45 protein-coding genes are annotated in these 25,425 nt (G+C 31.8%); all 45 read left to right on the forward strand.

What is annotated here, in order from left to right; genetic code table 11:
* Positions 1-20: 20 nt before the first annotated feature.
* Positions 21-278, forward strand: coding sequence for a hypothetical protein (locus ACSVDH_RS12800; RefSeq protein WP_439249707.1), 258 nt, complete (start codon positions 21-23; stop codon positions 276-278).
* Positions 279-314: 36 nt separating this feature from the next.
* The gene (locus tag ACSVDH_RS12805; RefSeq protein ID WP_439249708.1) at positions 315-467 is read left to right on the forward strand and encodes a hypothetical protein; all 153 of its coding nucleotides are present in this window, start codon (positions 315-317) and stop codon (positions 465-467) included.
* Positions 464-760: a hypothetical protein gene (locus ACSVDH_RS12810; RefSeq protein ID WP_439249709.1), complete on the forward strand. Its 297-nt coding sequence runs from the start codon at positions 464-466 to the stop codon at positions 758-760. The genes ACSVDH_RS12805 and ACSVDH_RS12810 overlap by 4 nt, the downstream gene beginning before the upstream one ends.
* Positions 761-807: 47 nt before the next feature.
* Positions 808-1,002 carry a hypothetical protein gene (locus tag ACSVDH_RS12815; protein ID WP_439249710.1) on the forward strand — a complete coding sequence of 65 codons (195 nt, stop codon included), beginning with the start codon at positions 808-810 and terminating at the stop codon, positions 1,000-1,002.
* A gap of 20 nt (positions 1,003-1,022) precedes the next feature.
* The gene (locus ACSVDH_RS12820; RefSeq protein WP_439249711.1) at positions 1,023-1,652 is read left to right on the forward strand and encodes a DUF4230 domain-containing protein; all 630 of its coding nucleotides are present in this window, start codon (positions 1,023-1,025) and stop codon (positions 1,650-1,652) included.
* Positions 1,653-1,671: 19 nt separating this feature from the next.
* Positions 1,672-2,448 (forward strand): hypothetical protein, encoded by a 777-nt coding sequence (locus ACSVDH_RS12825; RefSeq protein ID WP_439249712.1) that lies wholly within the window; start codon positions 1,672-1,674, stop codon positions 2,446-2,448.
* A 12-nt stretch (positions 2,449-2,460) separates the two neighbouring features.
* Entirely contained in the window at positions 2,461-2,652 is a 192-nt protein-coding gene (locus tag ACSVDH_RS12830; protein ID WP_439249713.1) for a hypothetical protein, read from the forward strand.
* 36 nt (positions 2,653-2,688) lie between these two features.
* Positions 2,689-3,429, forward strand: coding sequence for an MBL fold metallo-hydrolase (locus ACSVDH_RS12835; protein WP_439249714.1), 741 nt, complete (start codon positions 2,689-2,691; stop codon positions 3,427-3,429).
* 29 nt (positions 3,430-3,458) lie between these two features.
* On the forward strand, positions 3,459-3,848 hold the full coding sequence (locus ACSVDH_RS12840) for a hypothetical protein (protein ID WP_439249715.1): 390 nt from the start codon (positions 3,459-3,461) through the stop codon (positions 3,846-3,848).
* Between the two features lie 108 nt (positions 3,849-3,956).
* Complete coding sequence (locus ACSVDH_RS12845; protein WP_299831625.1) at positions 3,957-4,334, forward strand: YorE family phage-derived protein; 378 nt, start codon at positions 3,957-3,959, stop codon at positions 4,332-4,334.
* A gap of 125 nt (positions 4,335-4,459) precedes the next feature.
* Positions 4,460-5,395 carry a YorF family protein gene (locus tag ACSVDH_RS12850; RefSeq protein WP_439249716.1) on the forward strand — a complete coding sequence of 312 codons (936 nt, stop codon included), beginning with the start codon at positions 4,460-4,462 and terminating at the stop codon, positions 5,393-5,395.
* Positions 5,396-5,484: 89 nt separating this feature from the next.
* Complete coding sequence (locus ACSVDH_RS12855; protein ID WP_439249718.1) at positions 5,485-6,468, forward strand: ATP-binding protein; 984 nt, start codon at positions 5,485-5,487, stop codon at positions 6,466-6,468.
* 53 nt (positions 6,469-6,521) lie between these two features.
* Positions 6,522-6,995 (forward strand): YorH family phage-derived protein, encoded by a 474-nt coding sequence (locus ACSVDH_RS12860; protein WP_299831632.1) that lies wholly within the window; start codon positions 6,522-6,524, stop codon positions 6,993-6,995.
* Positions 6,996-7,012: 17 nt separating this feature from the next.
* Positions 7,013-8,554: a DnaB-like helicase C-terminal domain-containing protein gene (locus ACSVDH_RS12865; RefSeq protein ID WP_439249719.1), complete on the forward strand. Its 1,542-nt coding sequence runs from the start codon at positions 7,013-7,015 to the stop codon at positions 8,552-8,554.
* A gap of 13 nt (positions 8,555-8,567) precedes the next feature.
* A complete protein-coding gene (locus ACSVDH_RS12870; RefSeq protein ID WP_439249720.1) occupies positions 8,568-9,677 on the forward strand; it encodes a hypothetical protein in 1,110 nt (369 codons plus the stop codon).
* Positions 9,674-11,377 (forward strand): DHH family phosphoesterase, encoded by a 1,704-nt coding sequence (locus tag ACSVDH_RS12875; protein ID WP_439249721.1) that lies wholly within the window; start codon positions 9,674-9,676, stop codon positions 11,375-11,377. Before ACSVDH_RS12870 ends, ACSVDH_RS12875 begins: the two co-directional genes overlap by 4 nt.
* 67 nt (positions 11,378-11,444) lie before the next feature.
* Complete coding sequence (locus tag ACSVDH_RS12880; RefSeq protein WP_439249722.1) at positions 11,445-15,383, forward strand: PHP domain-containing protein; 3,939 nt, start codon at positions 11,445-11,447, stop codon at positions 15,381-15,383.
* 332 nt (positions 15,384-15,715) lie between these two features.
* On the forward strand, positions 15,716-16,051 hold the full coding sequence (locus ACSVDH_RS12885) for a hypothetical protein (protein ID WP_439249723.1): 336 nt from the start codon (positions 15,716-15,718) through the stop codon (positions 16,049-16,051).
* 31 nt (positions 16,052-16,082) lie between these two features.
* On the forward strand, positions 16,083-16,391 hold the full coding sequence (locus ACSVDH_RS12890; RefSeq protein WP_439249724.1) for a 3D domain-containing protein: 309 nt from the start codon (positions 16,083-16,085) through the stop codon (positions 16,389-16,391).
* 1 nt (position 16,392) lies between these two features.
* Positions 16,393-16,593 (forward strand): YorP family protein, encoded by a 201-nt coding sequence (locus ACSVDH_RS12895; protein WP_439249725.1) that lies wholly within the window; start codon positions 16,393-16,395, stop codon positions 16,591-16,593.
* Positions 16,594-16,617: 24 nt separating this feature from the next.
* Positions 16,618-16,782, forward strand: a complete 165-nt coding sequence (locus ACSVDH_RS12900) for a hypothetical protein (protein ID WP_439249726.1) — start codon at positions 16,618-16,620, stop codon at positions 16,780-16,782.
* Complete coding sequence (locus ACSVDH_RS12905; protein ID WP_439249728.1) at positions 16,770-17,339, forward strand: guanylate kinase; 570 nt, start codon at positions 16,770-16,772, stop codon at positions 17,337-17,339. The genes ACSVDH_RS12900 and ACSVDH_RS12905 overlap by 13 nt, the downstream gene beginning before the upstream one ends.
* Positions 17,336-17,551: a hypothetical protein gene (locus ACSVDH_RS12910; RefSeq protein WP_439249729.1), complete on the forward strand. Its 216-nt coding sequence runs from the start codon at positions 17,336-17,338 to the stop codon at positions 17,549-17,551. The genes ACSVDH_RS12905 and ACSVDH_RS12910 overlap by 4 nt, the downstream gene beginning before the upstream one ends.
* A 37-nt stretch (positions 17,552-17,588) precedes the next feature.
* On the forward strand, positions 17,589-17,807 hold the full coding sequence (locus ACSVDH_RS12915; RefSeq protein ID WP_439249730.1) for a hypothetical protein: 219 nt from the start codon (positions 17,589-17,591) through the stop codon (positions 17,805-17,807).
* 5 nt (positions 17,808-17,812) lie between these two features.
* Complete coding sequence (locus tag ACSVDH_RS12920; protein WP_439249731.1) at positions 17,813-18,019, forward strand: hypothetical protein; 207 nt, start codon at positions 17,813-17,815, stop codon at positions 18,017-18,019.
* 48 nt (positions 18,020-18,067) lie between these two features.
* Entirely contained in the window at positions 18,068-18,478 is a 411-nt protein-coding gene (locus ACSVDH_RS12925) for a hypothetical protein (RefSeq protein WP_299831715.1), read from the forward strand.
* A 51-nt stretch (positions 18,479-18,529) separates the two neighbouring features.
* On the forward strand, positions 18,530-18,688 hold the full coding sequence (locus tag ACSVDH_RS12930; RefSeq protein ID WP_439249732.1) for a hypothetical protein: 159 nt from the start codon (positions 18,530-18,532) through the stop codon (positions 18,686-18,688).
* Positions 18,689-18,953: 265 nt separating this feature from the next.
* Positions 18,954-19,637 carry a DNA-methyltransferase gene (locus ACSVDH_RS12935; protein ID WP_439249733.1) on the forward strand — a complete coding sequence of 228 codons (684 nt, stop codon included), beginning with the start codon at positions 18,954-18,956 and terminating at the stop codon, positions 19,635-19,637.
* Between the two features lie 98 nt (positions 19,638-19,735).
* Positions 19,736-20,587: a Dam family site-specific DNA-(adenine-N6)-methyltransferase gene (locus tag ACSVDH_RS12940; protein WP_439249734.1), complete on the forward strand. Its 852-nt coding sequence runs from the start codon at positions 19,736-19,738 to the stop codon at positions 20,585-20,587.
* A gap of 298 nt (positions 20,588-20,885) precedes the next feature.
* Complete coding sequence (locus ACSVDH_RS12945; protein WP_439249735.1) at positions 20,886-21,200, forward strand: hypothetical protein; 315 nt, start codon at positions 20,886-20,888, stop codon at positions 21,198-21,200.
* Positions 21,187-21,414, forward strand: coding sequence for a hypothetical protein (locus ACSVDH_RS12950; protein ID WP_439249736.1), 228 nt, complete (start codon positions 21,187-21,189; stop codon positions 21,412-21,414). The genes ACSVDH_RS12945 and ACSVDH_RS12950 overlap by 14 nt, the downstream gene beginning before the upstream one ends.
* Positions 21,415-21,680: 266 nt before the next feature.
* On the forward strand, positions 21,681-21,881 hold the full coding sequence (locus ACSVDH_RS12955; protein ID WP_439249737.1) for a hypothetical protein: 201 nt from the start codon (positions 21,681-21,683) through the stop codon (positions 21,879-21,881).
* A gap of 143 nt (positions 21,882-22,024) precedes the next feature.
* Positions 22,025-22,171 carry a hypothetical protein gene (locus tag ACSVDH_RS12960; protein ID WP_439249738.1) on the forward strand — a complete coding sequence of 49 codons (147 nt, stop codon included), beginning with the start codon at positions 22,025-22,027 and terminating at the stop codon, positions 22,169-22,171.
* Positions 22,158-22,322, forward strand: coding sequence for a hypothetical protein (locus ACSVDH_RS12965; RefSeq protein ID WP_439249739.1), 165 nt, complete (start codon positions 22,158-22,160; stop codon positions 22,320-22,322). The genes ACSVDH_RS12960 and ACSVDH_RS12965 overlap by 14 nt, the downstream gene beginning before the upstream one ends.
* 26 nt (positions 22,323-22,348) lie before the next feature.
* A complete protein-coding gene (locus tag ACSVDH_RS12970) occupies positions 22,349-22,708 on the forward strand; it encodes a YhjD family protein (RefSeq protein WP_439249740.1) in 360 nt (119 codons plus the stop codon).
* Between the two features lie 9 nt (positions 22,709-22,717).
* Entirely contained in the window at positions 22,718-22,900 is a 183-nt protein-coding gene (locus ACSVDH_RS12975) for a hypothetical protein (RefSeq protein ID WP_439249741.1), read from the forward strand.
* Between the two features lie 191 nt (positions 22,901-23,091).
* Positions 23,092-23,400 (forward strand): hypothetical protein, encoded by a 309-nt coding sequence (locus ACSVDH_RS12980; RefSeq protein ID WP_439249742.1) that lies wholly within the window; start codon positions 23,092-23,094, stop codon positions 23,398-23,400.
* Positions 23,397-23,636 carry a FliH/SctL family protein gene (locus ACSVDH_RS12985; protein ID WP_439249743.1) on the forward strand — a complete coding sequence of 80 codons (240 nt, stop codon included), beginning with the start codon at positions 23,397-23,399 and terminating at the stop codon, positions 23,634-23,636. The genes ACSVDH_RS12980 and ACSVDH_RS12985 overlap by 4 nt, the downstream gene beginning before the upstream one ends.
* A gap of 30 nt (positions 23,637-23,666) precedes the next feature.
* Positions 23,667-23,810: a hypothetical protein gene (locus tag ACSVDH_RS12990; protein ID WP_439249744.1), complete on the forward strand. Its 144-nt coding sequence runs from the start codon at positions 23,667-23,669 to the stop codon at positions 23,808-23,810.
* Positions 23,811-23,859: 49 nt separating this feature from the next.
* Positions 23,860-24,006, forward strand: a complete 147-nt coding sequence (locus tag ACSVDH_RS12995) for a hypothetical protein (RefSeq protein ID WP_439249745.1) — start codon at positions 23,860-23,862, stop codon at positions 24,004-24,006.
* Positions 23,969-24,214, forward strand: coding sequence for a hypothetical protein (locus ACSVDH_RS13000; protein WP_518618160.1), 246 nt, complete (start codon positions 23,969-23,971; stop codon positions 24,212-24,214). Before ACSVDH_RS12995 ends, ACSVDH_RS13000 begins: the two co-directional genes overlap by 38 nt.
* A gap of 24 nt (positions 24,215-24,238) precedes the next feature.
* The gene (locus ACSVDH_RS13005) at positions 24,239-24,442 is read left to right on the forward strand and encodes a hypothetical protein (RefSeq protein ID WP_439249747.1); all 204 of its coding nucleotides are present in this window, start codon (positions 24,239-24,241) and stop codon (positions 24,440-24,442) included.
* The gene (locus ACSVDH_RS13010; RefSeq protein WP_439249748.1) at positions 24,435-24,641 is read left to right on the forward strand and encodes a hypothetical protein; all 207 of its coding nucleotides are present in this window, start codon (positions 24,435-24,437) and stop codon (positions 24,639-24,641) included. The genes ACSVDH_RS13005 and ACSVDH_RS13010 overlap by 8 nt, the downstream gene beginning before the upstream one ends.
* 31 nt (positions 24,642-24,672) lie before the next feature.
* Entirely contained in the window at positions 24,673-24,939 is a 267-nt protein-coding gene (locus ACSVDH_RS13015; protein ID WP_439249749.1) for a hypothetical protein, read from the forward strand.
* Positions 24,940-25,075: 136 nt separating this feature from the next.
* Entirely contained in the window at positions 25,076-25,378 is a 303-nt protein-coding gene (locus tag ACSVDH_RS13020) for a hypothetical protein (protein WP_439249750.1), read from the forward strand.
* The last annotated feature ends 47 nt before the right edge of the window (positions 25,379-25,425 follow it).

A 25,425-nucleotide genomic window follows, 5' to 3' on the forward strand; every position in this document is an offset into this window, starting at 1 on the left:
CATAAGGGGATGAGATAACCTTGTCAGTCGAAGCACATAGATGTAATGCTAAAGATTGTAATGGTCATGTAGTTTTTGATAATGCAGATTTTGATTTTAATAATTTTGATACAAGTGACAAAGGATTTTATATGTTCGATGATCCGTGCTGCAATAAATGTGGCAAGAAGTATTATGTTGTTCCTCATTACATTGTCATTGACGTTAAAGATTATGACTGTGGTGAATTTGAAGAATTAGAATCAGCGTGTATAACTGAAGTAGATAGAAATCTGTAACTAATCAAGTTTTTATTTTAAGAAGGAGGCATAGAGATGTTTAATTCAGTTGAGGAATATATTGAGCATTTAAAACGCAAAAAAGAAGAACACAGAACAGACTACCATTGGATTAGGTACGACATGATGTTGACAGCAGTTTACGAAGTTTTATCTATTCAATCTAAAGGCAAGGAGAAAAATAAATGAACTTGAATGAAAGGATCAGAAAAAACATAAAAGAAAAAGGTAAAGAATCTGCTATGAGAAGAAAGCAAGAATTAGATACTTTACAACTTAAAATAAGTGAAGATACTATTGATGGGCTAATTAAAGAAACTCGTATGACAATTAATAAAGCTGAATTGGCAGATAAGTATTATCAGGCTTTATTAAGAATTTCTCTCATAAGAAAAGATATGATTCATGCTGAAAATGGAGACGATCCCTGGTTTTACTTACATGAAGCTATGGACATCGCAGACAAAGCGTTAGAGAATTAATTACTTTAAAACTTACTTTATATAGAATAATAGAGAGGATTGATGAAATGTATGTAATCGAGTTAACGAAAGAAGAAGTGGATGCAGGACTTATACAAATTGGTGCAAGATTAGACGCTTTAAAAGAAATACAAAAAGAGGAAGCCAAGAAAGAAAATATCAAAAGGGTATTAGAGATTGAAGAGTTTACGAAACCAATCCGATCAATGTATGAGAAGCTTCAAAAGGAAAGATATAAATAAATTAAAAGAGGGTGACTTTTATGAAATGGAAGTTTAAACAACTCCTACTAAAAGTCGCAGTAACAATTTTAGCCTTATACATAGCAGCAACTACATATAAAGCATACATACACGATTACAGGGAGATTGAACCAGGTAAGATTATTAAGCAACATGAGCAAATTGCGGATAGTCATTACATAATCAGTGAGCACATGATTTTAGGTAAGTTACAAAGTAAAAGTCAAATTGTGTCTATTGAGCAGTCAATTAATAAAACAGATACAAAAGTTGACGATGGATTTTTGGGCGAACGTAGAACCGAATTAACAATTCATGGTACATACAAGATGGGCATGAACACAAAAGATATTGAAATTAAACATATTGACCAAGAAACAGGAACTTTACATATCTCATTGGGTAAACCGATATTAGTATCCTTAGATATCCCCTATGATGAAATTGACTTCGAAAAAACACAGGGATTCTTTAGACTGGCAGCGTCAGACGAAGAAAAGAAAAATTTCTTTAAAGCAACTAAAAATAATATAATAAACGAAATTATGAACGATAAAGAAATCATAAAGCAAGCAGAAATGAATAATAGAGATGTAGTTAAAGAAATATTGACGAAAATACAAGGGGTTAATTACATAGTGTTCGAGTGAAAGGGTGAAAGGTATTAAATTGAGAAAGGATAATCTAGCAAAAGAAAGAATTGGTCAAATTAATAATAATAATCAAGGGTCATTAATGGAAGTGGTTGAGTACAATCGCACAAAGGATGTCTGGGTTAAATTTATAGATACGGGAAATTTAGCACATACTACTTGGATAGATTTTCAGAATGGGAGAGTAAAGAATGTATATGATAAAACAGTATTCGGAGTTGGATATTTAGGAGAAGGTAAATATAAATCTACTATAAATGGTAAGCACACTCCTCAATATTTATCTTGGGTAAGAATGTTAACACGATGTTATGATGGTAATTTTCACAAAAGACAACCCAAATATAGAGATTGTGAAGTTTGTGAAGAATGGTTAAATTATCAAAATTTCGCAAAATGGCATGATGAAAACTATTACGAGATAAACGAAGAGGAAATGCATCTTGATAAAGATATATTAGTCAAAGGTAACAAGTTATATAGCCCAGAAAAATGTATTTTTGTACCTCATAGAATAAATGCATTATTTGTAAAAGGCTATAAAAGAAGAGGTGAGCTACCGTTAGGAGTGTCTCGTGATCCAAGAGTAGATAATAGATATCGAATAAGCGTTAAGGATGGGAAAAATTTCAATACGTCTTTTGGAGGCTTCACTACACCATTAGATGCTTTTATGAAGTATAAGGAAATTAAGGAAGAAATAATTAAAAGTGTTGCCAAGGAGTATGAGATGAAGATACCTAAAAAACTTTATGAAGCTATGATATCACATAAAATTGAAATTGATGATTGAGGAGGAACAACAATGAACTACAGAGACGAGTCCAAAATGGTTTATGAGCAGTCGTTAAGAGCTTACGGTTACTCAGATAAAATAATTAATCTCTTATTAATTGGATTTGATACCGGTTATTCTACAGGATTATTGAATGGATCTGACAGGGATGAACAGGTTGAGATGCTTAAGAAGTTGTTAAATGAAGAGGTTGTTAATTAAAGATAAATTTAATATACATAAGAAGGAGTCGATTCAATGAAGATCAAAGCATTAGGTGTAAATGGAGCATTCACTAAATATTATCATAATAATTTTGTTTTTGAGTTAGGCACAAGAAAATTTCTTGTAGATGCAGGTACAACACTTAGATATAGTTTACATGCAGCAGGATATAAAGAGACGGACATAACAGATGTGATTATTACTCATTTACATAGTGATCATGTAGGAGGCCTAGAAGAATTTGCTCAACGTTGTAAGTGGATTTACAATCATAATCCCACTCTTTGGATTAGAGCAGAATTGGCAGATGACTTAGCAGATGTAATTAGTTATGGATTATGTACAGATGGGTTGAAAATTGGTGATTATTTTGATATTAAATTCGTTCATGAGGATGCTTTTGAAATTGAGAACCACAGTATTGAACTTATTGTAACAGATGGTCTACATGCTCAAGGAATGAAATCAATGGGATTAAAAATTACAGCCCCTTCTGGACAGAACATTATCTATACAAGTGATATTGCTAAACACGAGGAAGCAGAATTCAAAGAGAAGATCGATGAAAATACTGCTGCACTATTCCATGATGTATCTATTGTTAAGAATGCTGTGCATTCAGAGTTAACAGATGTAATTAATCATTATAAAGATGTTTTAGAGACTTATAGAATTTACGCAATGCATTACCAGGATGATACTAATATTAAGACACTGGAAAAAGAATGCGGAATTAATTTTGTGGTAGCAAGAGAGGAATATGAAATAGGATAAAAACAAACTTTTATTGAAAGGAGTTTAGAATGAATTCTTACATAGAAGCAAAGAAGCGCATGCCTACTCAACGAGAACAAATATTAAATAAACTAAGGGATGCCGGAGATAAAGGAGTAACTAACACAGAATTATTGGAGATTGCTATTCGTTATACTGCTCGTCTTCATGAGTTATATCAACAGGGGTATATTATTGAAACAGTATCAATTAATGATGGAGTTTATAATTACATACTTAAAGGTGAGCCAGAGGGAGAAACAAGTGTATCTGCTGCCGTAGATATATTGGCCGAAAGATTAAATCATGAATACAGTCTTGGTTTAGATCCAGGACAATTAAAGGAACTATTAGTAGATAGTGGGTTAAGAGTGTGTAGAAAATCCGGATCATATAAGAGAAGTAAGAGTGCAGTTTAACGAAAAAAGAAAATATAAATAAATTAAATTTATTTATAAAAAACTATTTACAAAGATAAATTAATCATATATACTAAAAGTACCCCATAAGGAAAGGAGATGAAAAAAATGAAGATTCTAAAGCTCAGTAAGAAGGCCTATAAACAGTATACCACTTCAGTTAAGGGAAATGAAACAACAGATATGGATCAGGCATCAAGGAAGCTTACAAGAAATATCCAGATTGTCAAAGAGAAGGTTGAGCGACATAAATGGATGAAAGAAAAACTGATTCATGAATCAATGTTTGGTACTACATACTTTTACGGTAACTTACATATTAAAGTCTGGAATGGAAAAGTTATAGGAGTGAAAAACTTTCAAGGTGAACAAGAATTTGAATTCTTTGTTCCAAGAAGAAGATATGAGCAGCTTAGTAAGCAACTTAGAATAGAAGGTTACGAGAAGAAGTTTGGTAGAAAAAAGAATAATAGAAAATTTGCTTAAAAGGTGGTGAGGGTTATAGAATATAACAGAGGTTCACCATAGGTTAGAATAAATTAAACCTTTTACGGAAAATCATTTACAAGTAAATTAATCATACATTAAAACAATATTGGAGGAATATACATATGTCAGAAAATCAAACAGTTTTACGTGAAGCAGAAAACAAGGTTATTATCGAAGGAACTCTTTTAGAAAAGAGATTAGAAGAAAAAGAGTTTAACGGCCAAAATGGAAAACGAAATGCAATTACTGGAGAACTTGACATTGAAACAGCAGAAAATGAAGTACATACAGTACGAGTATTCTCATTCGAAAAGAAAGCAGATGGCTCAGATAACGGTATCTTCAAAGGATTAAAAACAGTAGACAATGAGTATAAATCAGTCGCAGACAATGGACGAGAAGAAGCTGACAAAGTTCGAATTACACAAGGTCAAATTGGACTAAATGAATACTATGGTCAAGATGGAATGCTACGTTCATTCCCTCAGATTTCAGCTAACTTTATTAATCGAGTCCAAGCAGGAGAAGAGTTCGAACCAAAAGCAGAGTTTGAAGTTGAAGCATTTATTAAGTCAGTTAGCCCTGAAGTTAAAAACGAAGAAGAAACTGGTCGAGTTAAAGTTGAGGCTATCATTCCAGCGTATGGCGGTAAAGTTTTACCATTTAGTTTAATGGCTCCTGTTGAAGCTGCTGAATATATTGAAGATAACTACGAGCCAGGTAGCACAGCTAAAATTTACGGTGATATCATTAACTTCAAAGAAAAGAAAATTGTCCTTGAAGATGTGGCATTCGGTAAACCAAAAGAGAAAGTTACATACAATACAGTGCGTGAATACTTAATCACGGGTGGATCTGAGCCATATGAAGAAGAAAATAACAAAGCATACGATGTTGAGCTAATTAAGAAAGCATTAACTGAACGTGAAATTTACTTAGCCGAATTAAAAGCTAAAAAAGATCAACCAAAACAAGAAGAGAAAAAAGGTGGATTTAATACCAAATCCAATAAAACAACTGAGAAAAAAGAGAAAAAGAAAATTGATTTACCATTCTAATATATAAATAAAATAAATTTACAATACAAAATAAAAAAATGAGTGGGTGAAACTCCCACTCAATACATAACAATGGAGGAAATTATTATATGTCATTAGATATTTTTAACCCACAGATTTCAGTTGTAGCAAAAGGCTTAGAAGGTAAAGTTATTACAATCGTAGGTGGAAACAACTTAGGTAAAACAAAACAGGCAACTAGAATGAAAAAGCCACTTTATCTTGCATTTGAAAAAGGTCTAAATGCCATTGCTGGAGTACCTTTTATGGCCATTAATAAATGGTCTGACTTTAAAAAAGTAGTAAGACAATTAGAAAAAAACACAGAAAAAGCAAAAGAAATGTATCAAACTATTATCTTTGACCAAGTAGGAGACTCTGCAAAGTTTTGTTCAAGACATATTTGTAATGTTTACGGAGTTGATCGTATTAAAGATGGCAATGATGGTTTCGGTCTTTGGAACGAGTATGAAACAGAATACTGGGAGCAAATCAGTAAATTGTTAGGCCTTGGATTCACAGTAGTATTCATTGCCCATGCTGAAGCCGATAAGACCGGTAAATTCTACCCTAAAGGCGACAAACGCTCATTGGCTCCTGTTATTAACAATAGTGATATTGTTGCATTCTTAAAGCCGAATGGAGTAGACGAGGACGGAAACGTAATTAAATCAAGTGCTTACCTAGCTGAAACAGATGAGTTTTTTGCACGATCAAGATTTGACTACATTGATACTTATATTGAAGAATACACAGCAGAGAGTTTGGAAGCAGCAATTGTTGAAGCAATTGAGCGCCAAGAAGAAGAAGAGGGCATTCAGGCAGTTACATTTACAGAGCAAAAATCAACTCAGGAAAGTGAAGAATACGACTTCAATGAAGTTATGGAAAAAGCAACCAGTATCATTAATGAAATCATGGAAAAAGACGAGGATAATGCTAAGAAGATTACAAAAATTATTGAGAAAAATCTTGGTAAAAACAGCAAGTTAAGTGAAGCTGAAGAAGAACAAGCAGATATTATTAGTTTAATTGTTGATGAACTTCAAGATTTCCTTGAAGAATTAGAATAACAATGCATAGGGATAGTATTCTTGCTATCCCTTTTATTTTAAAGAGGTGTGATATGGGGAGACAAGTAAAATGTCCATATTGTGAATTGAAACTTGATAAAGATGATTCAGTTGAATATAAAAAGCGCTATTATCACGAAGAGTGCTTTGAAACATGGAGAATGGAAGCAGAACACAGAAAAGAATTAATTGAATACATATGCAGTCTTTATAAATTAGATGCTCCAACTGGCATGATGTTAAAACAAATTAAAGAATTTCAAGAAGATTATAAATACAAATTAAAAGGCATTGAACTGGCATTGAGATACTTCCATGAAACACTCGAAAAACCTGTTCAAAGTGGTACTGGTATAGGCATTGTTCCATTTGTATATGAGGATGCTAAGAAGCACTTCATGATGAAATTAAAAGTTGAAGAAAGTGTCGAGGATTTAAAAACTGTAGAAAGTAAATCTGTCACTGTGCAATCTCCTCAATTTAATTATGAAAGAAAGTTACAGCAAATTGATATTGGTTCGTTATAGTCATGTGAGGTGAACTTATGAGTTTAATAGATAAAAGAAGCGTATTCCAAATACTAGGCAACTTAATGAAAAAGCCATCTTTACTAGATGAAGAGAAATATAAATTCACTACTGAGGATTTTCATTCAGATGGTGAGTCATCATTCTACACAATTATATATGCAGCAATTAACAATCTTTATAAACAAGGTATTGAAGAATTAGACCTAATGATGATTGACTCTTTTTTAAGTAGTTATGATGTACAATATAGGATATTTAATGATAACGATGGATTAGAGTATTTACAAAATGCAATAGATCAATCACACTTTAGAAATTTTGACTATAGTTATAATCGCTTAAAGAAATTTAGTTTGCTTAGAATGTATAAAAATAATGGCTTCGACATTTCAGAGTTGTACGATGAAAATATTATTGTCCCAAGAGAATCGGAAAAGATGATGGCTGAATTTGATGAGTTGACGATTGATAAAATGATTGAACACTATGATAAGAAACTTGTTGAAATAGCTAATCAGTTTTCAAGTAACCAGGAAACTAAAACTATACATGCATCAGATAAAGCGAAAGAGTTATTAGCAAAGTTTAAAAAAGCGCCTGATTACGGCATATCAATGATTGGAAAAATACAGAATACAATTTTCAGAGGTGCTAAATTAAAGTCGTTAGGCTTAAGATCGGCTCCATCCAACTTAGGTAAAACACGTATCGCACTAGGCGAAGCCACAGATATGGCGATTGATGAAATTTACGATCTAAAAAAGGAAGAATGGGTTTCAAATAATAATGGTGAAAATGTTTTGTTTATTAGTACAGAGATTGAAGGAGATGCACTCCAAAGTACTATATTGGCCTACATATCTGGTGTACCTGAGAAAAAAATTAAAGATGGTGCTACTAATGAGGATGAAGATGAGAGATTAGCCAAAGCTATCGAAATACTGGAAAGAAGTAATTACTGGATAGAGTACATACCTGATTTCGATACACAATTAATTGAAAATAAAATCAAGCAGCACATTATTGAAAATCAAGCACAGTACATTTATTTTGACTATCTACATATTAGCATGAGTATTCTAGAGGAGATTGCTAACTCATCAAAAGGCATGAAACTCAGAGAAGATATGGTCTTATTCATGTTTATGAATAGATTAGATCAAATGAGAAAACGTTACAATGTATACATACAAACAGCAACACAGGTAAATGGTGACTGGAAACACACAGAAAATGCAGACAGTACAGTGTTGAGGGGATCAAAGGCCATTGCGGATAAAGCCACAAAGGGGATTATTGCTTTAACTCCTACAACAAAGGATTTAGAGTCCATTGAGCCAATTTTAAGAAATGGTTTTTATCCAGAGCCAAACGTTGTTTACCATATTTATAAAAATCGTGAAACAGAATATAAAGATTGTAAACTATGGCTTTATATTGACTATGATACTATGAGACAACAAGAGTTATTCCTAACAAAAAATAATTATGAGTTAATTAATATTGAGCCAACTGAAATTAAAACCGAACCAAAGCAAACGAAATATAGTTTCTAGGGAGTGAACCCTAGTGAGATACGACAAGGATAAACTTAAAGAATCGCTAACAATAGAAGAAATAAAATTAATTTTAAATAACCTAGGAAGCAAAGAACCAAGAGAAGACAATCAAGGAAATCCCATGTTTCAAACTGTCTGTCATCATGGAGATAGCCATAAACTTTACTATTATCATGATACGAAGCTGTTTCATTGCTACACACATTGCTCAGAGTCATTTAATATATTCGATTTAGTAATGAGAAATAAGAAAGTATCATTCCCTCAAGCAGTACGATATGTTGCAGAAACAACCAATAAAACCTTTGGTTTTGGATCTGTTGTTAAGAATAATCAAGAGGAAATAATAACTGACTGGGATTGGATTTCTAGACTGAAGAAAAAGGAAAAGAAAGTAATTGAATTGCCAGAGTACAGTGAAAAGGTTTTAGATGTATTAATAAAACTTCCACATGAAGATTGGCTATCAGAAGGAATATCTTATGAGACTCAGGAAAAATATGAGGTGGGGTATTATTTTCGAGACGAAAGAATATCAATAGTTCACCGAGACATTAACAATAGATTTATAGGTTTACGTGGAAGAGCAATGAAACAAGAGGATATTGACGCTGGTAAGAAGTATATGCCATTAACCATTGGAAATAAATTATACAATCACCAAACAATGTTTAACCTATTTGGACTTAATCACACTCAGCATGCAGTAAAAAGACTAAAAAAAATAATGATACTTGAAGGTGAAAAATCAATCCTTAAAAGTGAAGACATATATGGAGAAAATAATTTCACTTGTGCAGCTTGTTCAAGTCAGATTACAAATTTCCATAGGGATATAATTCTATCGCTTGGAGTTGAAGAAGTTTTTATAGGATTTGATAAGTTTAGAGCAAGAAAAGAAAATGAGTCAGAAGAAAAATATGAAGAGATGATCAAAGAATACCAGGAAAACTTGTTGAAGTTTGCAAAGAAATTCACTCCATATGTAAGAACTTATATACTGTGGGATGACTTTGATTTACTTGAACCCAAAGATTCACCTATTGATAAAGGTAAAGATATTTTAGAGCAATTAATGAAAACTAAGTATGAGATTAATACTAGTGGGGTGGAAGAATGAAGTATGAGCTAATTGGAAAGAATGATTATTTCTTAAATCCAATTGAGACAATTTTGAAAAATCGAGGGATTGAAGATATTCAATCCTTTTTAAATATTAGTGAGAATAATATAATTCACTGGAGTAAATTACATAACATCGAAAAGGCCATAGATTGTTTATTAGGACATATTGAAAAAGGAAATAAGATATTTGTTCAAGTGGATTCTGATGCTGATGGAATTACATCGACAGCTATATTGATTAATTATTTGAAAAGTGTATTTAAAGATATTGATATCACTTGGAGAATGCAAGATGGGAAGGAGCATGGCGTTATATTAAAAACAGTTCCTGAAGATATTCAATTGGTAATAATACCGGATGCAGGAAGCAATCAATTTGAAGAACATAAGAACTTAAAAGAAAAGGGTATTGATGTCATTGTATTGGATCACCATGAATGCAATGAAGAATCTAAGGATGCCATTGTAGTTAACAGTCAGATTTCTCCAGAGTATACAAATAAGGATTTAACTGGAGCTGGAATTGTATATAAGTTTTGCAAAGGATTAGATCATAAATTAGGCATCAATTTAGCCGATAATTATTTAGACTTGGTTTCAGTTGGCAATATTGGGGATATGGCCGATTCTAGGGAATTAGAAACACGATACTATATGCTTGATGGACTAAAGAAAATTAAGAATAAGATGTTAAATGCTTTGTTTTTAAAGCAAGAATACTCAACTAAAGGTGTAGTAAATATTATTAACACTCAGTTTTATATTGTTCCATTGATAAATGCTGCAATTAGAACTGGAACTCAAGAAGAAAAAGAGCAGATGATGAGAGCTTTCCTTGAAACAGATGAAGAGATTTATTATAAGAAAAAGGAAATCTATGAAGACATATACACATCAACAGCACGATTGTTGGGCAATATTAAAGCAAGACAAGGAAGACTGAGAGATAAAGGAGTAACATTAATAAAAGAAAGGATTGAAGAAAAGAATTTATTAGATAACAAGATACTTATTGTCAATGTTACAGAAATACTTGATAAAAATTTAACTGGGTTAGTTGCCAATGAATTAATTAAACAATATAAAAGACCTGCTTTACTTTTAAGACAGCGTGATGAGGTATTAGGTGGATCAGCAAGAGGATATGATAAAGGTGTAATAAAAGACTTTAAACAGTTTTTAACGGAGACGGGGAAATTTATATATTGTGAAGGTCACGGAAATGCATTTGGAGTGGAAATTGAACCTGAAAAGATTATTGAGGTTAACGATCTAATTAATGAGCACTTAAAAGATGTAGATGTTAATGTTGATATTCACGATGTTGATTTTATCATTCCTGCAAAACAATTAACCAACAGCATTATTGAAGATTTACATAGTTTAAGAGATACATGGGGACAAAAAGTTGAAGAGCCTTTATTGGCCATAAAAGACATTGAAATAAGCAAGGATGAAATATATATAAATGGCTCTAAAAAGAACACATTGAAGTTTATTTATAAGGGAATTGAATTTATTAAGTTTTCAAGCAGTGAAGACGAATGGGATAGCATAGTTAGCCAAGGTGAAACACTGGTTATTGATGTCGTAGGTCGCTGCTCAGTTAATATCTATAAAGATAAGAAAACGCCACAAATTATAATTGATGACTATGAAATAACTAAAACAAAGAAAAAGAAATTTAATTTCTAAAAATGTATTTACATAAGTAAATTAATTATATATAATGATAATAACAAATAAACAGAGGGGTGATAAATTGATAGGTTGTCACTGTCATACAGATAAAAGTAACATAAGGCTACTGGATTCAACTAATCGAGTAGCAGACCTACTAAAAACAGCAGTTGAAATGAACTATACAGGATTAGCAATAACTGATCACGAAGTTCTTTCAGCTCACGTTGAAGCAATTCAAACAGTCAGAAGCATGAAAAAAGAAGGTGAAATGCCTGAAGACTTCAAGCTTATTCTTGGAAATGAGGCATACTTAGTAAACTCCATTGAAGAGGTTAAAGATAATTATAAATCAGGAGTAACAAAGTTTCCTCACTTCTTAATGTTAGCGAAGGATGCAGAAGGACATGAGCAACTTAGAATCTTATCAAGTAAAGCATGGGAAAACTCATTCTACACTGGAACAATGGAACGTGTACCAACAATTAAATCAGATGTTGAAGAAGTTGTAAAAAGTAATCCAGGTCATTTAATTGCAACAACTGCCTGTTTAGGATCAGAAGTAAACATTAACTTGTTAGCAATTAAGGAAGCAGAATTAACAAATGATGAAGATAAAATCCTTGAACACAAGCAAATTATACATGAATTTATAGCGTGGTGCATTGATGTTTTTGGTCAAGAAAACTTCTTTATCGAGCTACAACCTGCTTTAAGCGATGAACAAATTTACTGCAATAAAAAACTAGTTGATATTGCAGATGCTTACGGTTTAAAGAGAATAGTATCAACTGATGCACACTTTTTAAGACCGGAAGACAGAGTTATTCATCAAGCGTTCCTAAATGCCAAAGATGGAGAGAGGGAAGTAGACCTCTTCTATGAAGCTTGTTTCGTTCAAAATATTGATGAGATAAAAGGGAGAATGGACTATTTAGATGAAGGAATAGTTGATGAAGCAATTAAAAACACCTTGCTAATCGGTGAAATGGTTGTAGATTACACAATTGAACATGAACCAATCATTCCTAAAATGGATTTACCAGAGTTTGAGCTGAGACACTTGTTTAAACCAGCATATGATAAGTATGAATATATAAACAAAATTGCTCATTCAGAAGATGAACAAGATAGATACTTGCTAAAGTTAGTTGAAGATGGGTTTGAAGAAAAATTATTGAAGCGTGATTTAACACAAGAAAGTTTTCACGAAATATTAACTAGGCTTAATGAAGAGTTAGGTGAATTATGGGAAATTAGTATTTCATTAAATCAATCAATGCCTTCATACTATATTACAGTTCGTGAAATTATCAATCTTATTTGGGACGATGAATGTGGAGGTAATTCCTTAGTAGGAGTTGCAAGGGGGAGTGCAGCAGGTTTCTTAATAAACTATCTCTTAGATATCACTCAGATAAACCCAATGACATATAATTTACCTCACTGGAGACATTTACATAAATCCAGGCCAGATATAGCGGATATAGACATTGACACAGAAGGGGGTAAACGGGAGCAAATCTTAAGAGCGCTTAAAAATAAATTCGGTGATCACAGGGTATTACAGATAGCAACTTTTGGTACAGAAGGATCTAAATCAGCTTTACAAACAGCATGTAGAGGGTTGGGAATTGATAATGATATCGGACAATTTCTAAGTGGAATGATTCCTTTTGAACGTGGTGCCAATTGGTCATTATCAGATTGTTTCTTTGGGAATGAAGAAAAGGAAAGAAAGCCAATTAAGGAATTTATTAGAGAAGTTGAACAATATCCAAACCTAAAAGAAACTTGCCTAAAGATTGAGGGATTGGTAAATAAACGTTCGAGTCATGCAGCAGGGATAATTATATTTAATGATCACTATACCAAGTCAAACGCAATGATGAAAACTCCAAAGGGAGCTGCTATTACCCAATTTAATATGGGCGACACAGAAGCTATGGGATCAGTAAAATATGACCTTCTTACAATCGAAGCGCTTGATAAAATGAGGGTAACACTTGATCAATTAATTGAAAATAATGAAATTCAGTGGCAAGAGAATCTTAAGAAAACATATAGTAAATACATTCATCCAGACGTAATTGAATATGATGATCCTAAATTATGGGGAATGGTTGGTAAAGGTGAAATTATGGATCTATTCCAGTTTTCAACTGAAGTAGGTTTTCAGTCTGCATTAAAGGTTAAACCTAACAATCTACTTGAGGCAGCAGTTACTAACTCTTTAATGAGGTTAATGTCCGATGGTGAAGAACAGCCGGTAGATACATATATTAAGTTTAAAAATGATATCGGCCTATGGTATCAAGAAATGCAAGACTATGGATTAACTGATGAAGAAATAATGGTAATGGAGAATTATCTTAAAGATATATATGGAGTTGCTGATACTCAAGAAGTGGTAATGATGATGGTTATGGATGAGAAGATTGCTAACTTTAGCATTGCAGAATCAAATAAATTACGTAAGGCCATCGCTAAAAAGAAGGAAAAAGTGTTAAAGGAAGCACAGGATTTATTCTTTACAAAAGGCCGAGAAATTGGGACATCCGACAATTTATTAAATTACGTATGGAATGTACAATTTAAACGACAATTCGGATATTCGTTCTCACTGCTACATACCTTAGCATACTCAGTTATAGCTCTCCAAGAATTAAATCTTAATTATCATTTCAATCCTCTATATTGGAACACTGCCTGTTTAACCGTTAACAGTGGAGGAATCGAAGATGAAGAAGATCTAGACAATGAGGATGAAGATGAAGATGACAAGAAAAAAACTCGTGCAACAAACTATGGTAAAGTTGCTTCGGCAATAGGAACTATTCGTCAACGTGGAGTTAAAGTAAATTTACCGGACATCAATAAGGCACAATTTGGATTCACTCCTGATATTCAAAATGATTCAATTGTCTTTGGTTTAAAAGGCCTAAATGGTATTGGGGATGAAGTTGTACATTTAATCATGCAACATAGACCATATAATTCATTTGGTGATTTTTTAGATAGAATGTTTGAAACTGGGTTAGTTAAAAAAGGACAGATCATACAGTTAATTAAAGCCGGATGCTTTGACTCATTCGAGGATAGAATTGAGATAATGAAGAAGTTCATTAAAATTGTAAGTGAACCTAAAGAAAAACTTACAATGCAAAACTTTAACATGTTAATGGTTAATGATTTGATACCTGATAAATTTAATCTTGAAATAAGATTTTTCAAGTATAAAAACTACATATCTAAAAATGTTCTGAAGACTATTTCTAAGCCAAAAGATAAACTGCTTATTATTGATGACATTGCATCAAATTTTTATAGTGAGCATTTCAGTGATGATGCAGTTGTTGATACACATGAAGGTCAACTTGTTGTTTCTGAGAATAAATTTAAAAAACTGTATGATAAAAAAATGGAAGAAATTAAAGAGTGGATTTCATCAGAAGAAGCGTTAAATAGCCTAAATCAAAAGTTGTTAGAAAATGAATGGGATAAATACGCAAGTGGATCAATTAGTAAATGGGAAATGGATTCCTTAAGTTATTACTATAATGAGCATGAATTAGCACATGTAAATAAAGAAAAGTATGGTATAGCCAACTTTTTCGAATTACCTGAAGAACCAATTAAAGGTAAGCCGTATACCTGGAGAGGTAGGCAAATGTTTGAATATGAGCTTACCAGATTAGCAGGAACAGTGTTAGATAGGAACAAAACTAAACACACAGTTTCATTGTTAACTCCTGATGGTGTGGTAACAGTTAAGATGTACGGTGGAGCATTTGGCCATTATAACAAGCAGATATCTCAAAGCAATGGTGGAAAGAAGGAAGTGTTGGAAAAGTCCTGGTTCACCAGAGGTAATAAACTGCTCGTCTCAGGTTACAGAAGAGGAAATCAATTTATTCCTAAGAAATATAAGGACTCAATATACCAGCACACAGTTGCTTTAATTAATGAAGTGGATAGTGAGGGCAATATCACACTAACAACTGAGCGTGTGCAGGTTTAGGTACTATATATAGTAGTGTATAAAAGATAAGGGATACTATATATTGATTTAAATCTCAATAAAAGAGAAATTTTATTTAAACTTTATTACTTGAAAAATGGAGTATTCGTGAGAAAAACAGAGCATGAAGGAGTTTGTGTTTGAATAAATAGGGAAGGAGTGATTAGGGTGACTGAATTAGGTTGGGGATACGACTTATTCAGATTAGTTATTGTAGGAGTACTGTTATTCTTCCTTTGGTTATTGAGTAAACCGTGGAAAAAGCATTTATAAATAACTAAACTATACATAAAGGTAGGTGATGAAGCCTCACTCGCAAAGAGGCTTATCCTATGATTAAAAAACATCCAGTATCAACAGGAATTATTGCTGCACTATTGTTATCAAATGGTGTGGTTGCTTGGCAATATAGTAAAGACATTAATGAATACGATCAGAAATTAGAAACTAAAACTGAACAGTTTGATCAGTTAAAGATAAATTATACAAATAATATCGAATTATTAAATAAGAAAGAAGATGAGATTAAAAGTAACATAGAAACAATCAATGGTTTAAAAACTAAGAATGAAAGTTTAAATGAAACTGTTTCTAAGCAAAAAGAAGACATTGTTAAGTTAAAAGAACAGCTTGAGCAGACTAAGCAAAGGAACCGAGAATTACCCTAGTCGTGGAACAGGTAGCTACAGAGTATTAACTATGAATGCAAGTGCTTATACGGCATTCTGTTCTGAAGGATGTACAGGGAAAACAAGGTTGGGAATTGATGTATCTAATACTACTACATATCAAGGAAGAACTGTAATTGCTGTAGATCCAGATGTAATTCCATTATACTCTTTGCTAAAAATTGAAACTCAAAGTGGTGACGTTATTCATGGAATAGCTGCCGATACTGGAGGCGCAATTGATGGAAAAAAGATTGATGTCCTGGTATCTAGCCACAGTAAGGCCATTAGATTCGGGAGACAAAATGTTAAAGTTGTTGTCATAAGGGAGGGGAGATAGATTGCCAAAATATTTCATTTACAATATTGGAGATGAGCTAGTTGTTAACGATCATGCAAAGAAAGGGGCTCCATATGATGTAGGTAAAAAGGGCGAGGTTGTTGACAGATTAGAAGTTTCTCAATATGACTATGAACTATTACTTGAAGATGGAACATTAGGAAGATTTAAAGAAATTGAATTAAACAAGGTACATAAATAAACTTAACAACAAAGGGGTGATTGTTTGTTTAAGGTGGGTGAGCAAGTTCAGTTAGTACATACCAAAGAACCTGGAGTAGTATTAATGATTGATCATCAACATGAACAAGTAGAAATTCTATATGAAGATAACAGTTGTGAAGTGCGTAATTTTAAAATGATTGAGAAGGTGAAACATTGTCAAAATTAATAATCTTCATGGGAGCTAGTGGCTCAGGAAAATCTGAAATTCAACATTCCTTACCTATTGATTTTATGACTAATTGTACAACAAGACCATTAAGAGATGGAGAAATTGACGGTTATCACATTAAGCAGGTAAGTGAAGAACAGTTTTTAAAACTAGAAAATGAAGGCTTCTTTTTTGAAACAAATGCATATGCAGGGAACTATTATGGAACACCAAAACATAAAATTGATGAATTAATTAATGGAAAACCATATCACTGTACAAAAGATATAAATGGCATGAGAGCGTTAAAGGATAAATTGGGCGACAAAGCAGTGTCTATATACATAAAACCTCCGTCAATTGATGAATTAAAAAGACGTATGGTTGAGCGTGGAGATAAGGAAATTGATATTAATAGAAGGATTAAGCATTTAGAAGAAACTAATGAAATTGAAAATGAGAAATTTGCAGATTATGTGATTATAAATGATGATTTAAAAGAAGCGCAACTGGAAGCACATAAAATTGTTATTAAAGAATTATTAAAATCATTATCAAAAGGAGAAAAATTATGAATAGAACTAAGTGGTATCAAAGATTGATGTGTAAGTTTGCAAGTAAAATAATTAATAAATATGATATCCATCATTTAACAATTAAGTCACATATACTGCTGGATGGGAGAATTTACGTAATAACAGCTTATAATCACACAGACAGAATTGATGAATATCCAAGTATTAGCTTAGAAGGAGTTAGTCCCACATATCATTTGAAAATTAAATAAAATGATTGCTTTATTTAAATTTAAAGGAGTGAATTAAATGACAGTATTAGAAGCAATAGAGAAAATGAATGAAATTCAAGCTAAGATTGAAGCTTTAGCAAGAGTAATTATGAAGCTTGAATCAGATAAAGAATTTAATCATGAACTGAGAATACTTAATGGATTCAAGAATGAACTGCATGATGAAAAAGAAAAACTTCAACATAGGTTAGAAAAGTCACAATTAGCTCCAGAAGTATTGACTAGAGGAGTGTAAAGTTGATGGAAAAGATCATTTTAAAAACTTCAGCACAAGTAAAAATTGAAAGGGATATGAACAGAAGAAATACTTCATGTCCTGAGTGTGGAGGGCATTGTTTGGGAATTTATTCAACTAGAACAACTGGATTCTTTAAGGTTAGGACAGAAAGAAAGCACAATTATAGATGTATTAAATGTAATTGTGAATGGACTACTGGTTGGAATTAAGTCTAATTAAAATAATCGATTTATTTAAAAATAGTGGGAGGAATGAGTGTGAGTAAGATGATTGATGTTGGTTATACAGATTATGAAGCAGACATAATCCTAGAAAGAACTAGTGGAAGAATTAACTTAGAAAATGAATATTCAATGCAAGAGTTGGGTGGCATCTATAGAAAATACAAGTCTAACAAAATTAAAAATTATGAAGACTATTTTCCGTTTTACTTTTGGATATTAGACTACTTTGATATGTATAGATGGAAACCTGGATTAGTTAAATCTAAAGAAGAAGAGGATATGTTAATTAAACAATATCATGAATACAAAAAGAGTCTAAGTGAAAAGGAGAGAGATCTTATAAGAATAAAATATTTAAATTATCGTGATGAAACTCATAATAAAGGAGAATTTCTATATCCTGCATACTATTGGTGTTTAAAGCAAAGAAATTCAAATAAATAATACATATAAGTTTCAATAAAACATGAATTTTATAGAAAGTAGGTGAAAATCATGAAAAAATGGCTAAAACGCTTATTTTCAAAGGAAAAGGATTGGGTTTATGGTTGGGACTTCGGAAACGTTGATAAATCAGTGTTTACGAAGGGGTATTATGATAAAAAAGGTGTTTTTCATATTGTTGAAGTAAAAGAGTTTGATAACTCTAAATAAAAGAATCCTTTTATACAAAGAAATTTAATAAATATCATGAGGTGATTATACTGATTGAAAGATTTATAACTAAGTTAATCAAGTTGGTCGGAGAAGAAGATTATAACTTTATTGTACATAAAAAGAATGAGTACAATACAACAGGAAAAACTGAACTTCATTCACTTGAAAGTACCAAGCCAATTCTAATTGGTAATTACAAAATTATTAAAGCTTTATTGTATACCAAATATGAGAAAATGTTTTATTACTGAGGAGGTATTTAATGTTAAAAAATGAATGGTTGAATAAGATATATAAACATGATTGTATTGATGCTATGTCAAAACTTCCTAATGAATGTGTAGATTTAATATTAACTGATATACCTTATGGCAATGTTTCCAAGAATGGCGAAGAACGAGCTAAGTATGATGGTCAATTAAGGAAATTAGACAAAGGTGCAGCAGACGTATTAACATTTGATTTACATGAGTTTTTAGAAGAATGCTACCGTTTATCTAAAGGTACGATATACATATTTTGTGGTAAAGAACAAGTCTCAGAAGTATTTTCATATTTTAGTAGTAAAAAGGATGGTATGACTAGGCAATGTATCTGGCATAAAACTAATCCATCTCCTTCAAATGGTCAACATATGTGGTTGGATGCAATTGAAAATTGTGTATTCTTCAAGAAAAGAAAACAGACTTTTAATGAACATTGCAAACATAATGTGTGGAATTTTCCAGTAGGAAGAAGTAAAAGACATCCAACGGAGAAACCTTTGAAGTTATTTGAGTATTTAATTGAAACTTCGACCAACGAAGGAGATATTGTCCTTGATCCGTGCATTGGAAGTGGTACTACTGCTGAAGCATGTATAAATTTACATAGAAAATTTATCGGCATTGAAATAAACGAAGAGTATCATAAAATTGCAAATGAACGTATACATAGTATCATTTAAAAATAAATTAATATAAAATTTACATTTTATCTTAACATAACTAAATTTAACAAAAGGAGAGGTTTAATATAGAAGTTAAAATTTCACCAATATTTTATATGGGCAATAAGAAGAGATTAATACAAAAGGGATTGACGGACATATTTCCAAAAGATATAGATACATTCTATGATCTATTTGGAGGAAGCGGAGTTGTATCTTTAAATGTTAATGCAAATAACTACATTTTAAATGAGTTAGATACATATATTTACAACTTATACATAACCTTAAAAGAAAACAAACCAGAAGTAATAATTGATCATATTAAAAATTGCATTAAAGAGTTCGATTTACCAACAAAGAGTACAAATAGCGCAACTACAAATAAGGAAGAAAGAGAGTATTACAAAGTAAATTATACGAAATTCCGCAGTAGGTATAACGAAAGTAAAAACCCTCTGGATCTATTTGTTCTTATGAACTATTGTTTATCTCAAACAATGAGATTTAACCAAAAAGGCGACTTCAATATGCCGTTTGGAAATAATAGATTCATTGAAGAAAAACATGGTCAATATTACATAGATTTCCATAGAATGATTAATAACGATAATTTTTTAATTACAAATAAATCATTTGAAGATTTCGGTATACATAGCTTTAAAGAATCAGATTTTTTATACCTAGATCCACCATACACAGGAACAACAGCAACATACAATGAAAATGGTAAGTGGGATACCAAAAATGATGAAAAGTTACTTAAATTTTGTGATGAATTGAGTGAAAAAGGAATACGATTCGCTATGTCAAATGCATTCGAAAATAAGAATGTCAGAAATGAAATGTTGATTGAATGGTGCAATAAAAATAGATTAAATGTATACACATTCGACAAATTCAGTTATCATGCATATGGAAAAGGTGACGCTAATACGACAGAAGTTTTAATCACTAATTATAAATAAATTATACACATATACATAAGTGATGAATCAATACGTAGTGTGTTTGGATAATAAACTGTTTAAAAGCTATATTTTACATAAACAAAGGAGAGATAAAATTGAACGACATCACAAAAATAGTCATATATCTAATACTTAACATAGGTATAAATGCCATGACAGCATACTTAGTATCCGCAATTTTATTTCCATCATGGAATTTCTGGATAACTTGGATTGGAATATTGTTTGTTACTTTTTTCGCAGGATGGGCTAGTGTAAAAACAAAAATTAATTAAACTAAAGGGGATGGATAACAATGAAAAACAAGTTCTCAATGAATGAAAAGGTTGTGGTTGGCAAAGGGATTATTGGCACAGTTGAACAGATTAAGGAAACGAACATGTACTTTAAAGATGGAAGAAAGAGTTCTGCATACGAATATTTGGTTCAATATGGTGAGCCTTGGTGTAAAGAATGGTTCATTGAGTTTAAACTAAAGAGCTACTTAAATGATGAGATTGCTGTAAATAAAGCATTGATTAATGTTAACTTACTATACAACTTAGAGTTTGCCAAACAATTAAAATATGAGAATGATCAACTGGAGGCAGCTAAACGTGAAGCAAATTAAATTAGAGATACATAATCATATTGGTGAAGTTGTATCAGAAGATATTTTAACAGTTGGTGAAGGAGATAAAGTTATTTTACAGGTACCAGAAGGATCTACACTTGAATATCAGAGTAGATTACATAAAGCCTTTAAAAACACTTTAATAAGTGAAGATAAGAATGTAATCAGTATGCCGGATAATGTGAAAATAAAAATCTTAAAGGTAAATTAAACAACTAGAACAGGAGTGAATCAGTGAGAAAGTTTTTTGTAAGGTGTTGCTCTCAGTATAGTCAAAACACAACGCTTAAAATCGAGGCCGAGAGCAAAAACGCAGCAAAGGAGATAGCATTTAATATACATAAAGTTAAGCAGGTATTTAATATTAGCGAAGAAGTAAAGAGTAAAGGATTTGAGTGGAGGAGAGGTCATTCTTCTCCACATGTAATTAAACGTGATGGGAAATGTATTACAGTATTTTGTTAAGGAGGGGTAATAATGAAGCATATATCCGACCATACAAAAGACTCACTTACACAACAAGCCAGCACATCCATTGATCTTGTTGATGAAATAAGGCGTATAATTGAAGATGATAGAGAGTCTATTTCGGATGAAAAATGGCCTGAATACGATGAATTGTTAGAGAAGATCCTGGTTAGACTTGAGCAATTAAAATCTGAGCTCGAAGACGTATAAATTTTTATAAATAAATTTAACATAACCTATTTACATAAACAAATTAATCGTGTATATTAATAGTACAGACAACAACACAACCACAAGTTAAACGGGAGTGAGAAACAACGCTCACTCTCAATAATAACAAAGGGGATAGGAAAATGTACTATGAAACATGGGCATGGGTGTGGATGGGATTAGGAGTAGTGAGTCTTTGGATTTTACTTGCAGCGATGGTTATGTCAATTATGATTGCAGCAAGTAGAGCAGATGATCGAATGGGGGAAAAACAATATGACAAATCATGAGAAAGTATTGGAGATAAGAGCACAAATTAATCAATGGGCTAAAGAAATGGATAATTTGGAAGACATGATCGAAGAAGCTTATCATAGAATTGATGAATTAAGTGTAAGCGAACAAGTTGCAAAGGAACAATCATCCGTATATAATACATAATAAGAACAAACATTCGGGTGATGATAATGAAAGCAAATGTACCAGGTGCATATGAAGATGCAGCATACGAATTTACATATACGAAATTAATGGTTGATGTTTTAAATAAGAAGATCAACAGAGCTGAATCTGAAGGTAAAAATGATTATAAGAAATATCTCGAAGGTAAGTTGAAAATTGTGTTAAATGAACAAATGGAATTAAGAAGATATTTAAAAAAACATGGAATTAAAGTGACTGAGCTGGAAGAGATAGATGAACATATGGTACAGTACAAAATATTTGTCAAAGGTGAAAATGGTGGATATAAAGAAGGCCATCAATTAATCTGGAAAGCATGGCTCAAAATGAGACTAAGAAATTTATTGAATGATTTGTTGAGGTGAGATGAACAAATGCCAGTCAAAGAGATAGACATATTAGCAAAACTCTTAATGTTTAGAGCGTATAATTTTACTTGTTCTTATAAAACAGCATGGGAAAAATGGTTAAATCATCCTCTAAAATACAAATATACATTTGAGGAAGTAACTGAACGCATAAATTATATATACAAAGGTTGTGGTAGTAATCAATAAGATATGTATGAAATGTGGATTTCATTCAGAAATAGTTTGGGGATGTTTAATTCCGGTACTAAAGAGTGATAAGAAACTTGAAGTAACTGGTCATGAAGAATGCATGAAGGAAATTGCTGAGATTGCCAGGAAGAGTAAGTTATTAAACTTAGAAGAAACTAAAAGATTAATAGGATTGGAGGATGATAATAATGAAGTTAGTGATTGATGATAAATATTTCATAGCATCAGATAAATTAAACTATACCTTATACAGAATCGATGATGTGAGAGACAAAGAAACAAAAGAGATCACTGGACAGAAAGAAGAGGTTGTAGGTCATTATGGTTTAAACCTGGCTCTAGCGCTGAAACGATATACTACAGAAAGAATCCGAGATGAAGATAAATTAAATATTGAAGAATTAGTTAAAGTGTTAAAAGGGTTAGAGCAGCATGTTGAGAAAATTGTTAAGAAAGAGAACATAACGTTTGTACATAAGAAGGAGGAGAAAGAGTGAAATTCTTCACCGAAAAACAATTTCAAAAGTTTTTAGAAGAATGTGCTAGACGTATTGAAGAAGCTAATAAAGAAGGGTTTGAAACTGGTTACGACAAAGGTTATGAAATAGGTCAGAAGGATGGGTACAGTAAAGGATTGCATGAAGGCCTAACTCATGATAAGAAAGGTGTTATATTAAACGCTTCTGGTATATATGCGTTTGAGAATGAAGCAACTAAGGTAGTGAATAGTTGACATAAATAGCCATGTAAAGGAGTTGAAATTGTGACAAAAGAAGATGTAAAAGAGGTTATTAAAGAAATGTTTAAAGATGGGACTATTGAAATAAAGGTGCGTTGCGAAGGAAATGACTGGGTGTATTTAGACGTATCTGTTGAGGGAGAAAACGTAATTTCAGTAAGTGGTTAATTCAATAAATTATTTCTTTTATTTGAATAAATTAAATGAGGTGAAAATAATGTACAAAATGAAATTTCATTGGGAGAAAGATGATAAAACTGGATCATTTACTGTCGAAGCTATGACTGTAGAACAATGTATTGAAATGGCTGAAGAAGAAATTAAAAATGGTAAAGCAGAAATGGTTGACTGGTACGTTATTTAAATCAAATATCCTTTTTATCCAGGAGGTGAAGCAATTGGGATTACGATATACCTTTGAAAAGATTACTTATGATGACGGATATCAAGTTAGACTAAAAGGTTTGTTTGTAACTTATGTTAGTGAAAAAGATCCAAAGATTGTTGATGGTATTCTAAAAGAAAATGGCTGGGAATCAAGACAAGAATTTTTTGATTATCATACTAAATAAAATCGATTCCTGGAGGTGGAAAATATGTATAAAGAGTTGAAAGTTTATGATAGAGATCAACTTAAGAATGGATTACCTGTTAAAGTGTCAAGAAGAGGAATGTCTAATACGCCAGAGTATGGAATTATTAAGTCTTGTTCTTTAGAAGTATTGGAATATTATACATTAACAAATGAAGGTATGCAGACAAAGGAACTACATCTAAGCTATGCTGTCCAGTATGGCTAATGAAATAGAATTACTCAATAAACCTATGTATATGTACATGGAAAAAGACACTTACCCTACATATTCACATGATAAAGATTTAAACCAGTTAGAAATTAAAGTGTTTAGGAATGAAAGCAGCAGGAAGGATTTCTTAGCTGAAGACTTTAATCAAGAATGGAAATTTGTTGATAAAATTAATATGGAAGTAACTAGATAAATTTCGATAATTATATAAAAGGTGGGATATCGTGAAACTGACTAAAACTGTTACGTCAAGAAAAGGAAATAAATTTATAGTTGAACTGGAATTAGGAACAAGTCATATTGAAAGTTTCAAAGCAACGGATTTAAATGGTAATGTGTTATATGTAGGTCAAGGTGGATTAAGAGGAAGTGGCGATAAAGAAGATTATTTAATTAAAACGGTACAGGATCTAGCATTATTAATTGATGAGAAGTACAATAATTATGCTGCTTTAAAGTCATTTGAAGAATGGGATGGAGTTATTCTGTAAGAAAGTTTTAGTTTATACAAATAAATTAAATATACATATTTACAAAGTAACGAACAAGTGTTACTATTAAATTACCATTTAAAGGAGGTGAGTTTAGTAGATTTCGGACTAAACTAAATAAGAAGGAGTGAGAAAAGTGGCAAAGAAAATTTACGCAAACAGGAAGTTTGTCGTAGAAGCTGTAGAAGTTAAGACAAAAGGCGTAGCTGTTGGTCAATTTGCTGATGTGTACTATGAACCTGGTGAAATATTAATGAAGGATCTAAATGGTCAGCCATTTGTAGTCACTAAAGGACACTTCGAACAGAATTACATTCCCGTTGAAGTCGAAGATAAATATGCTGATATGGCAAAAGGGTATATGGAAATGGGAGATATTAATTTAGAAGAGGCCAACGCTGGCGTACATACATATAATGATGGATTAAAAGATTTATAATTAACTAATAAAGATAAATTTAATATATAAAAATACAGAAAAGAGTG

Source organism: Metabacillus sp. Hm71, from assembly GCF_051842955.2.
Lineage (GTDB): Bacteria > Bacillota > Bacilli > Bacillales > Bacillaceae > Metabacillus.